This is a genomic window from Sphingosinicella microcystinivorans (assembly GCF_027941835.1).
Taxonomy (GTDB): domain Bacteria; phylum Pseudomonadota; class Alphaproteobacteria; order Sphingomonadales; family Sphingomonadaceae; genus Sphingosinicella.
The window spans coordinates 2,795,227-2,805,887 of the sequence record NZ_CP116005.1 but is presented as its reverse complement, the minus strand read 5'-3'; the positions used below and the strand labels follow the sequence as shown (position 1 = coordinate 2,805,887).

The 10,661-nt window shown below is 67.1% G+C and carries 9 protein-coding genes; 2 read left to right on the top strand and 7 right to left on the bottom strand.

Annotation, left to right across the window (positions count from 1 at the left end):
- The first annotated feature begins 16 nt into the window (after positions 1–16).
- The gene (locus tag PE061_RS13440) at positions 17–703 is read left to right on the top strand and encodes a helix-turn-helix domain-containing protein (RefSeq protein ID WP_271255788.1); all 687 of its coding nucleotides are present in this window, start codon (positions 17–19) and stop codon (positions 701–703) included.
- Between the two features lie 95 nt (positions 704–798).
- On the top strand, positions 799–2,154 hold the full coding sequence (locus PE061_RS13435; protein WP_271255787.1) for an MFS transporter: 1,356 nt from the start codon (positions 799–801) through the stop codon (positions 2,152–2,154).
- Positions 2,155–2,157: 3 nt separating this feature from the next.
- On the opposite strand, the gene PE061_RS13430 is transcribed toward PE061_RS13435, so the two are convergent.
- The 7 genes from PE061_RS13430 to PE061_RS13400 form a co-directional block, all read right to left on the bottom strand.
- The gene (locus tag PE061_RS13430) at positions 2,158–3,621 is read right to left on the bottom strand and encodes an aldehyde dehydrogenase family protein (RefSeq protein WP_271255786.1); all 1,464 of its coding nucleotides are present in this window, start codon (positions 3,619–3,621) and stop codon (positions 2,158–2,160) included.
- A 23-nt stretch (positions 3,622–3,644) separates the two neighbouring features.
- The gene (gene paaG / locus PE061_RS13425; protein WP_271255785.1) at positions 3,645–4,436 is read right to left on the bottom strand and encodes a 2-(1,2-epoxy-1,2-dihydrophenyl)acetyl-CoA isomerase PaaG; all 792 of its coding nucleotides are present in this window, start codon (positions 4,434–4,436) and stop codon (positions 3,645–3,647) included.
- A complete protein-coding gene (locus PE061_RS13420) occupies positions 4,426–5,769 on the bottom strand; it encodes a spinster family MFS transporter (protein WP_271255784.1) in 1,344 nt (447 codons plus the stop codon). The genes paaG and PE061_RS13420 overlap by 11 nt, the downstream gene beginning before the upstream one ends.
- A 155-nt stretch (positions 5,770–5,924) precedes the next feature.
- A complete protein-coding gene (locus PE061_RS13415; protein ID WP_271255783.1) occupies positions 5,925–6,569 on the bottom strand; it encodes a flavin reductase family protein in 645 nt (214 codons plus the stop codon).
- Between the two features lie 10 nt (positions 6,570–6,579).
- Complete coding sequence (locus PE061_RS13410) at positions 6,580–7,392, bottom strand: enoyl-CoA hydratase/isomerase family protein (protein ID WP_271255782.1); 813 nt, start codon at positions 7,390–7,392, stop codon at positions 6,580–6,582.
- A gap of 81 nt (positions 7,393–7,473) precedes the next feature.
- On the bottom strand, positions 7,474–8,196 hold the full coding sequence (locus PE061_RS13405; protein ID WP_271255781.1) for a TetR/AcrR family transcriptional regulator: 723 nt from the start codon (positions 8,194–8,196) through the stop codon (positions 7,474–7,476).
- Between the two features lie 92 nt (positions 8,197–8,288).
- The gene (locus PE061_RS13400) at positions 8,289–10,646 is read right to left on the bottom strand and encodes a CaiB/BaiF CoA-transferase family protein (protein ID WP_271255780.1); all 2,358 of its coding nucleotides are present in this window, start codon (positions 10,644–10,646) and stop codon (positions 8,289–8,291) included.
- Positions 10,647–10,661: the final 15 nt, after the last annotated feature.

The following is a 10,661-nucleotide window of genomic DNA, read 5'->3' as shown; positions in this document are numbered from 1 at the left end:
GAGGAGTCCGGGTTCGGTGCGTTCCGGTGAAAGACCTGAAATTGCGCGTCTGCCGCTGTTCTCGAAGATGAACGAGGCGGAACGGGACCGGATCTTCTCCGGGTCCTTCCTGCAAACATTCCCGCCGCAGCTCGTCCTGTTCGAATCCGGCCAGCACGCGGACTTCCTCCACGTCCTCGTGGATGGCCTCGCCGAGCTTTACGCCACCAGCGCGGGCCGCGACACGACGATGCGGATCGTCGAGCCGGTCAGCAGCTTCATTCTTGCCGCGGTCGTGACCGACATGCCGTACCTGATGTCGGCCCGTACCCTTGCACCGTCGCGCATCCTGCTGGTGCCTGCGGCGCTGGTGCGCGAAGTGATCAAGCGGGACACCGCGCTGATGCAGGCGACGATGCACGAACTGGCGCTGGGCTACCGCGACCTCGTGCGCGCGCTCATCGACATGAAGCTGCGCCAGTCGGCGGAGCGGCTGGGGAATCTGATCCTGCAACAGGACCGCCGGCAGGGCCGGACGGGCGAGGTGCAGCTCCGCGCCGAGAAACGCCTGCTGGCGTCCCTGCTCGGAATGACCCCCGAGAATCTCTCGCGCGCATTCGGCACGCTCGCCCGGCACGGCGTCATCGTCGACGGCGCGCGCATCCGGATCGCCGATCGCACAGCGCTCGAGGAATTCTCTCGTCCGGACCCGGTGAAGGACTAGATTTCTACGCGCATGTCAGTGCCGATTTGACAGGCGCCGGAACAAGGCTACTCATGGAATTTATACGCTCGTGAACAAGGGCCGCAAGATCAATCATGGAGCAGAATCGGCCCGCCGCCCCGCGGCACGACTATCCTCCCGTGCGCGTCGGATGGACCGCCGTCGCGGTGCTGTTCCTGTTCACGGTGTTGTCCGTTCTCGATCGCAACCTGCTCACGCTTCTGGTGGGACCGATCAAGGCTGATCTCGGACTTTCCGATGTTCAGCTCAGCCTGCTCTACGGCCTCGCCTTCGCGATCTTCTATGCGGTGATGGGCCTGCCCTCGGGCTGGATGATCGACAGGTTCCAGCGCCGCGTCGTGATCTTCTGGGGCGTGATCGTGTGGAGCTTCGCCACGCTCATGACCGGGTTCGCGCGCAGCTACGCCGCGCTCTTTGCGGCGCGCGCGGTCGTGGGCGCCGGCGAGGCGGTTCTGGTGCCCGGATCGCACTCGATCATCGGCGATCTGTTCCCGCGCGAGAAGATGGCGATGCCGATGTCCGTCTCGGCGCTCGGCATCAAGGTCGGGCAAGGCCTCGCACTGCTGATCGGCGGCGCGCTCACCACGCTGTTCGTGCCGGACAAGCTCTACACGCTGCCGCTCATCGGGGACCTGCGCGGCTGGCACCTGATCTTCATCGTCGTCGGCGCGCCGGGTATGCTGATGGCGTTCCTGATCTTCCTGATTCCCGAACCGAAGCGCCGCTCTCGGCAAAGCGTCCAGACCGACGACAAGCCCGCGGGCTTCGCCGTCTATCTGGAATTCGTGCGGCAGCATCTGCGCTTCTACATCAGCCACCATCTCGGTATCCTCGTCTACGGCATGACGGCGCTGTCGGTGATCACATGGGCACCCGCCTATCTCGGCCGCGCCCACGATTGGGAGGAGAGCCGGATCGGCCTCTGGCTCGGCACGGCGCTCCTCGTCGGCACATGCACGGGTATGCCGCTCCACGGCTACCTTGCCGACCGTTTCTTCCAGCGCGGCGTCACGGACATCCATTTGCGCTACACAGCGATCTCGGCCGTCATCGGCTGGCCGATCGGCGTCACCGCGTTCATGGTCGGCGATCCCTATCTCGCGGTGCTGCTGATCGGCCTGCTGTTCTTCGTGATCTCGACCTACGGCGGCCTGTCGATCGTCGCGGTTCAGGCGATCGTGCCGAGCGACCTGCGCGGCAAGGCATCGTCGATCATGCTGCTTATCATCGGCATGGGCGGCACCATCCTCGGTCCGCTCGTCGTCGCGCTGATCACGGACTACGGCTTCGGTGATCCAAAGCGGGTCGGCAGCGCCATCCTGATCTGCCTCGCCACCGGGTTGCCGCTCACAGCTCTCGTGCTTTCGCGCGCGCTGGCGCCGATGCGCGGCATGATCGCCGAGGCGAAGGCGCGGGACGCCGCGGCATAATCCTCAACCCGTGCGGATCCAGACGCCCTTGGTGTTGAGGTACGCCTCGATATGCTCGGTGCCGCCTTCGCGGCCGTAGCCGCTCAGCTTGTAGCCGCCGAAGGGCACCGCCGGGTCCATCGCCATATAGTGGTTCACCCAGATCGACCCGGCCCGAATGCGCCGGATCGCCGCGTGCGCCTTGGTAATGTCGCGCGTCCACACGCCGCCCGCGAGACCGAAGCGCGTGGCGTTGGCGCGCGTGATCACCTCGTCGAAATCATCGAACGGGAACGCGCAGATCACCGGACCGAAAATCTCTTCCTGCGCGATACGCATGTCGTCCTTCACCTCGGAGAACACGGTCGGCGTGACGAACCAGCCGTTCGCGAGTTCGCCTTCGGTGACGCGCGTGCCGCCCGAGACCACCCGCGCGCCTTCTTCCGGGCCGAGCGCCATATAGGACGTCACCCGGTCGAACTGGCGCGACGAAACGATCGGCCCCAGCCGCGTTTCGGGATCGTTGCTGATGCCGATCTTCAGCGTCTTCCCGAACTCGGCGACGCGGGCGACGAATTCGTCGTGGATGGAACGCTCGACGAACAGGCGCGTGCCCGCAGCGCACACCTGTCCGCAATTCGAGAACACCGCCATCGCCGCGCCCTGCACCGCGAGGTCGAGATCGGCATCTGCGAACACGATGTTCGGCGACTTGCCGCCGAGTTCCATCGTCACGCGCTTGGCGGTGGCGGCGGAGGCCTCGATGATCTTGCGCCCGGTTTCGCCCGATCCCGTGAAGGTGATCTTGTCGACATCGGGGTGGCGGGAGAGCGCCGCGCCGACCGCGCCGAAGCCGGTCAGCACGTTGACGACGCCGGGCGGAACGCCCGCTTCGAGACAGAGCGCGCCGAAGCGCAGCGGCGTCAGCGATCCGTCCTCCGCAGCTTTCAGCACCACGGTGCAGCCCGTCGCAAGCGCGGGCGCGATCTTCCACGCCGCGCTGAACAGCGGCCCGTTCCACGGGATGATCGCACCGACGACGCCCACCGGCTCCTTCAGCGTGTAGGAGAGCACGTCGAGCGGATGGGAATTCGCCAGCGTCTCGCCGTGGATCGCCGTCGCCATGCCCGCGAAATGCCGGAGGCCGCGCGCGACGATGCCCGCCACGCGCACGGAATCGGTGATCGGCCGCCCCATCTCCAGCGTGTCGAGCATCGCGAGTTCATCGCCGTCGCGCTCGACGAGATCGGCAAGGCGCAGCAGGATGCGCTGGCGCTCGGCGGGCTTGAAGCGGCTCCACGGACCCTCGAAGGCGGCGCGCGCCGCCGCGACGGCGCGGTCGACGTCGGCCTCGTCCGCCATCGCGATCTGCGCGAGCACCGCGCCCGTCGACGGGTTCAGCGTCGGAAACGTCTCGCCGGAAAGCGCGTCGACCCATTCGCCGCCGATCAGCAATTTCTTCGGGCCGCCGGAAAGAGAGGCCGGCATCGTTGGCGTTCCAGTCATCATCCCTACCTTCCGTGAAATTGCGCCGGCCGCTTTTCCCTGAACGCGGCGACCCCTTCGCGGTAATCCCCGGTGCAGCCGAGCGCACGCATGGTATCACGCTCATGATCGAGCTGCTCGCCCAGCGTCCGCGACCACGCTCCCCGGATCACCTGCTTCATTGCGGCGAGCCCGAGCGGCGCGGACGCTGCGAGACCCGCCGCGATCTCTCCGGCAACCTCGGCGAGACGGTCATCGTCGACCGTTTTCCAGATCAGCCCCCAGTCGGCGGCCTGTTCGGCCGAGAGCGGCTCGGCGGTGAGCGCAAGGCCGAGCGCGCGCGCCTGCCCGACGAGGCGCGGCAATATCCACGTGCCGCCGCTGTCCGAAATGAGCCCGATCTTCGCGAACGACTGGATGAAGCGGGCGCTGCGCGCGGCGACCACGATGTCGCAGGCGAAGGCGATGTTCGCGCCCGCGCCCGCCGCGACGCCGTTCACCGCGCACACGATCGGCTTCGGAAGGCCTGTCAGCCGCCGGATCAGCGGATTGTAGTACGTTTCGAGCGAATGGCCGAGATCGGGCGGCGAGCCGTCCGCCGCCGGCTTGCGGTCGCCGAGGTCCTGCCCCGCGCAAAACGCCCGCCCTGCACCGGTCAGCAGCAGCACGCGCACATCGGGATCGTCCGCGCCCCGCGCGATCGCATCGGCGAGGTCCTCGTGCATCCGCACATTGAAGGCATTGAGCGTGTCGGGCCGGTTCAGCACGATCCGCTGGACGCCGTTCGAAACCTCGCAGAGGATCGTCTCATGCGGCATTGGCGGGTTCCATCACATCGCGCATTCCGCGCCGCCCGAAGGCGAACAGCAGCGTGGCGGGCACCAGCACGCACAGCACGGTCGCGATCAGCGAGATGCCGACCTTCTGCTCGTCGCGGAGGATCATGTCGGTGATGAGCCCGACGACCGCCGGGCCGCCCGCCATCGCGACGAGCCCCGTGCTCAGCACATAGAGCGCCGACACGCGCCCGCGCAGACGCTGCGGCGTCACCACCTGCACCACCGCCGGTCCCATGCTCGCCGTGGAGAGGATGAAGGTCATGTAGAGACCGTAGAGCACGACCGTCGCCCACGCGTTCGTCATCAGGAACGCCGCGACGCCGCAGGGAATCGCGAGGAATGCGGTCGCCATGCACCAGAAGAGGTGCGCGTCCCTGCGTCCGCCCTTGAACAGCCGGTCGACGATCCAGCCGTGGACCGGCAGCGTCGCGGCGGAGAGAATCTGCGCGATGCCGAGCACGACGCCGATGCGCGCCGGTTCCCAGCCGTGCGCGCGCACCAGATAGGTCGGCGTCCAGAGTTGCAGCCCGATCGTCACCGAATAGGTGAGGCCGAAGCCGAGGAAGATCGCCGTGAACAGGCGCGCGCGCTGCTTCAGGAACTGAATCGCCTCGCCGTATCCCGCGCCGGACTGTGCGGAGCGCGCGGCGCGGCGCTTCGGCTCGCGGAACAGGAAGACGAGGAACGCCATCGCGATGCCCGGCGCGCCGGTGATGATGAACACCTGCTGCCACGGCTCCAGCATCCCGAGCACGGGCCATTCGACCGGCCCGGCCTTCATCACGGCGGCAACGATCGGCCCGCCGAGCAGGAACACGATGCCCGCCCCCATCACGCCGCCCATCACGAACACGGACATGGCGAGCGACACCTTGTGCGGCGGAAAGCTGTCGCCGATGATCGAATAGCTGCCGGTGCCGAAGCCGGATTCACCCGCGCCCACCGCCGCGCGCGCCACGAACAGCGCGCCGAAGTTGCGCGCGAGGCCGCAGGCGGCTGCGGCGATGCTCCACACCGTGATCGAGACGAACAGCACCCAGCGGCGGCTGTAGCGATCGAGCGCGACACCCACGGGGATCGCGCACAGGCAGAACAGCAGCGCGAAGGCCGGGCCTTGCAGCAGGCTGATCTGGAAATCCGAAAGCCCGAGGTCCGCCTTGATCGGCTCGACGAGGAGCGCGATGATGTAGCGGTCGGTCAGCGACAGGATGTAGAGCAGGAACAGGACGGAAACCGTCAGCCAGCCGGTCGCGGGCTTCGGATAATCCGCCTCCTGCGGCACATTCGCCCCCCGTGACGCGTCCTCTGGCATGGTGACCTCCCCGAACCTTCGCTGTCGAGCCTGTCCCGCGCGCGCCTGCGAAGGCCGTTCGACGCCAAACTCATTATTGCACCGCAGGTCAATTTATGCCGGAGAGCCGCCGGACATGCAATGTCTATCTTCGGCGGTGACAAGCCGGCCGGGCGTCAGATCGCGCCCAGCGTCTTCGCCTTTTCGGAATCGTAGGGGGTGCGGTTCATCTGGAACTGGTCCGAGTTCCGCACATACCAGCCCGCACCGTGCGTCCTGCCGATCAACTTCATGGCAGGCGTATCGAGGTAGAGCTTCTCCGGGTCCGTGATGAATTCATCCCCGATATGCGCCATCAGGATCTCGCCGATCACGATGGTCTGCCGCACGCCGATGTCGAGTGCGGCAACCTTGCGGCATTCGAAGCTCACGGGGCTGGTCGCGATGCGCGGCGGCTTCACGAACACCGAGGGCAGCGTTTCGACACCCGCGTAAATGGCTTCGTTCACCTCGGGCGGTGCGGACACGCTGGTCTCGTTCATCCGCGCCGCGTCGTCTTCCGACACGAGGTTCACGACGAACTCGCCCGTCGCGATGATGTTCGTCGCCGTGTCCTTGAGGGCGCAGGCCTCGTCCTTCAGCAGCCCCAGCGCCACCAGCGGCGGTTCGACGCCCACGCAATTGAAGAAGCTGTAGGGCGCGACGTTGAGCACACCGTCGGCGGACAGCGTCGTCGTCCACGCGATCGGGCGCGGCGTGATCGTGGAATTCACGATCTTGTAGTTCACCGGCATCGGCAGGTTGCGCATGTCGAACTGCATGATCGCCCTTTCAGCCGGCGGGTTTGCCCGCCTTCGCGGCGGCAGCCCGGGCGATGAAGGCCTCGCGCGCCCGCACCACTTCGTCGCCCGCCTGACAGGTGTGGCAATAGGAGAGCTCGAGCGCGTGGCTCACCGCGAGGTCGGACGTGTCCGAGGTCTGGAGCAGGCGTTTCGTCAGCTCGACCGCATGGCGGTTGCCGCTGCCGATGTCGGACGCGAAGGCGAGCGCGGCCTCGACCACCGTGCCTTCCGGCTCCAGCCGGCTGACGAGGCCCGCCGCAAGCGCCTCCTCGGCATCGAGATAACGGCCCGAAAAGATGATCTCGGCCGCGCGATGCCGCCCGAGCTGCCGCGAAAGGAACCATGCCGCGCCGCCGTCGGGCACAAGCCCGAAGGACAGGAACGGTGCGCCGAAGCGCGCGGTCTTCGACGCGAAGATCATGTCGCAGGCCATGGCGAGGCTCCACGACACGCCGAACGCGCCGCCTTCCACCGCGGCGATCACCGGCACCGGCAGCGCCCGCACGCGTGCGATGATGCGCTGCCCCATTTCGAGCCGCGCCGCGAGACGCTGCGCCCCGTCGCCGCGTGACGGCGGCGTCTTCACGTCGCCGCCGCTGCTGAAATAGCCGCCGGCCCCGCACAGCACGACCGCGCGCGGCAGATCGACCTCCAGCGTGTCGAGCGCCTGCGAGAACTGATCCCACATCGCGAACGACACCGTGTTGCGCGCTTTCGGGCGGTTGAGCGTCAGCACGGCGACATCGTCGTCCCTGCGCTCGAAAATCAGCTCCCGCTCAGTTGCGGCGTCCGATTCGGCCATGATCAATCCTTCCCCAAGCCTTTCCCGCACAAAGCCCTCGTCTCAGGGAAAGTGCAAGAAATTTTGCATCGCGGGATAGAATTAAGCGGCCGACGCCTTGCGCGGCGTCGCGAAAACCGGGATCGCCGACAACCCTTCCACGTCGATGCGCCCCAGCAGTTCCTCGATCTCCTTGCGCGCCGCGCCGCGTGTCGCGCCGCTCATGAAGGTCAGATAGCTGCGCACCAGTCGCGGCACGATCTCGTCGTCGCCAATGCGGCCGCGCGCCCAGTCGTTGATCGTCGCATATTCGTAACGGACGATGTCGTCAGCCAGCTTCTCCACGTCCACCCACGGCTGGAGATGCTTGCGCGTCTGCAGGTTGCGGATCCAGCCGAGGTTCGGCCGCGTTCCCATGGACTGCATCGCCGTCCAGATGTCGGGATCGGTGTCCGGGCTGAAATACAGCCCCATGATGGCGCGGATGTAGTTACGGATCTTGCGGTTGCGCTGCACCACCGCGACGATGCGCTCCAGGTTGTGCATCAGCGTGCCGGGGTCGCTGTTGTAGGGGATGCGCGCCAGATACTCGTCGAAATATTCCTGGATGGCGGCCGCGATCATCCGCTCGCGCGTCTGGAAGGCGTTGTAGAGCGTCCGCTTCGCAACGCCGGCCCGCTTGCCGATCTCGTTCATGCTGAGCGCCGAAACGCCCTGCTCGGAGATCATCTTGCGGGTTTCGTCAAGAATACGGCTTCGCCGCGCGCGAATGGCCGGGCTCGAATAGGTCTGCGGTCTCTCGGTGACTTCGTTCAGCAAACGCACGATCCCTCAAACATCCCCCATGAGGCGCATAAACTGCGCGTCAGACGAAAATTCATGACCGCTCTTGCCGCTTGCGTCAACCGCGCGGCGGCTCAGGCGGCGATCACGACCCTCTCACCGACCAGCTTTTCAATGGCGTCGGACGCATAGCCGAGTTCCACCAGCAGCGACCGACTGTGCTCGCCGAGCCGCGGCGCGGTCGGTCGTTTCAGCCCCGGCGTGCCCTTGAGGTGCGTGACGAGGCCGATCTCGCGGATCGGTCCGTGGATCGAATCCGCCTGATCGAACACGCGTCCGCTCGTCTCCGCCCAGCCTTCGTGGAAGAAGCCCGGCAGCCACGGGTCCTCGACCGCGATCTCGCAGGGCGCGCCCGCCGCGTCCAGCTTCGCGAACGCCTCCGCGCTCGTCAGCCCGGCGAAGACCGGCTCCAGCTCGGCTTCCAGCGCCTTGCGGTTTTCGGTGCGCGCCTGCGGGCTCGCGAAGCGCGCATCGTCCACGAGCTCCGGCTTGCCGATGGCGCCCGCCAGCGCCGCGAAGCGCTCATTGTCCTCGCAGGCGATCGCCAGCCAGCCGTCCTTCGTGCGGAACAGCCGGTCGAGCGCGCTGAAGCCCATCTGCTGCTGGTCGAGCCGCAGGCCCCAGACGATGTCGCGCTTGCTGTCGAGGAAATGCTCGGAGGTCGTGAACAGGCTGGAATGGACCTGCGGACATTCGAGTTGATCGCCCTTGCCGGTCCTGTAGCGGCGCTCGAGCGCCATCAGAACGCCGACCGCGCCGAGGAAGCCGTTGTTGTAGTCCTCGTTGCCGAACACGCTCGGCACCGGGTCGTTGCCCTCGCCGCCGCCTTCGTAGAGCAGGCCGCAGAAACCGGAGATGAGCGGCGCGAAGCTCTTCAGCTTCGATTTCGGACCCGAAGAGCCGTAACCCGGCAGGTAGGCATAGATCAGGTCCGGCTTGATCCTGACGAGGTCGTCGTAGCCGATGCCCGCTTTCTCGGCCTTTCCGGGCCGCCAGTTGTGCATGACGACGTCGGCGGTCTCCACGAGCTTGCGGACGATCTCCAGCCCTTCCGCCGACTTGATGTTGAGCGCGATGCCGCGCTTGCCGCGCTGGCACGCCTCGAACGGGTCGGGAAGCGGCCGCATCTGGTCGCCCGTCGGGGTTTCCACCTTGATGACGTCCGCGCCCATGTCCGCCATCAGCTTGCCCGCGTAGCCGCAGGCGAAGAACGAGCTGAAATCCAGCACCCTGACGCCTTCGAGCGCGTGCGAAAGCCGCTTGCCGGTGGGCGCGGCGGTGCGCTTCGGCGCGGCGAGCAGCGCCGGGAGCCTGCCGTTGTCGGCGCCGACCTTCGGCGCGGCGGCGATGCGCGCGGCGCCCGCGCTGCGATAGCGGATCGCCGGGCCCGCCTGATGCACCGTGCCGAGATCGGGATCGGCGATCTCGATGCGCTGGCCCATGTGCTCCACCTGCGGATCGAGCAGCGCCTCGGCTGGGCGCAGCACCGGCAGCGTCGCGATGTCGTTCGCGTAGAACAGCTCCAGCCATTCGGCGCGCGGCTTCTGTCTGAACGCGTCGTAGATGTCGACGCGCACCGCCTTGTATTCCTCCTCGTCGAGCGGGATCGCCATTTCCGGGCCGTTCACGGCCTTCACGCGGTCGCCGAAACCGAGCAGGTCGGTCAGCACCTTGAACGCGCCGGGGCCGCCGCTGTGCACTTGCAGGAACTCGCCGTCGCCGCACTGGAACAGGCCGGTGATGAGGCGCGTGTAGCCGAACGGCGTGCCCTTCGTGGAGGCCTTGCCGCCGCGCGCGATGTAGGACTTGCCCTCCGGGTGATACCACCAGTTCATCGAGGACTGGGCGAGGAAACTGTCGAGCAGCGACGCCTCGACGCCCTGCCCCAGCCCGGTTTCATGCCGTGCGCGCAGCGCCGAGAGGATGTCGATCGCGGCAAGGAACGCCTGCCCGTAGTGCAGCCCCGGATGGCCGAGGTAGAAGGGCGTGTCCGGCCGGTGCGGATTGCCCTTCTCCACCATCGCGCCGAGCCGCGCGGCGGCGAGCGACTCGCCGTAGGGACGGTCCGCGAACGGCGTGTTTGCGCCGTAGGCGGTGAGCGCGCAGACGATGAGCGCCGGGAACTGCGCGCCGAGCGTTTCGGCATCGAGACCGAGCCTTTTCGCCTCGGCGTCTTCCAGCGAGTGGATGAACACGTCCGCGGTCGCCAGCAGGCCGAGCAACGCGTCCTTGTCGGCCGCGATGTCGAGTTCCACGCTCGTCTTGCCGCGTTCCCAGCCCTTGCGCAGCGGCAGGTGCGAGAAGGCGAGGCCGCCCTTCGGCTCGATGCGGATGACCTCCGCGCCGTGGTCGGCCAGCAGGACGCCGGCGATCGACCCCGCCATCACGCGCGAGGCGTCGACAATCCTCAATCCAACAAGCGGTCCGGACATTCCTTGATCTCCCGA

What these genes read in the sequence shown, in the direction of transcription:
- PE061_RS13400 (WP_271255780.1), bottom strand. Translation starts at nt 10,646, where the DNA reads ATGTCCGGACCGCTTGTTGGATTGAGGATTGTCGACGCCTCGCGCGTG.
- PE061_RS13410 (WP_271255782.1), bottom strand. Translation starts at nt 7,392, where the DNA reads ATGGCCGAATCGGACGCCGCAACTGAGCGGGAGCTGATTTTCGAGCGC.
- PE061_RS13430 (WP_271255786.1), bottom strand. Translation starts at nt 3,621, where the DNA reads ATGCCGGCCTCTCTTTCCGGCGGCCCGAAGAAATTGCTGATCGGCGGC.
- paaG (WP_271255785.1), bottom strand. Translation starts at nt 4,436, where the DNA reads ATGCCGCATGAGACGATCCTCTGCGAGGTTTCGAACGGCGTCCAGCGG.
- PE061_RS13435 (WP_271255787.1), top strand. Translation starts at nt 799, where the DNA reads ATGGAGCAGAATCGGCCCGCCGCCCCGCGGCACGACTATCCTCCCGTG.
- PE061_RS13415 (WP_271255783.1), bottom strand. Translation starts at nt 6,569, where the DNA reads ATGCAGTTCGACATGCGCAACCTGCCGATGCCGGTGAACTACAAGATC.
- PE061_RS13420 (WP_271255784.1), bottom strand. Translation starts at nt 5,769, where the DNA reads ATGCCAGAGGACGCGTCACGGGGGGCGAATGTGCCGCAGGAGGCGGAT.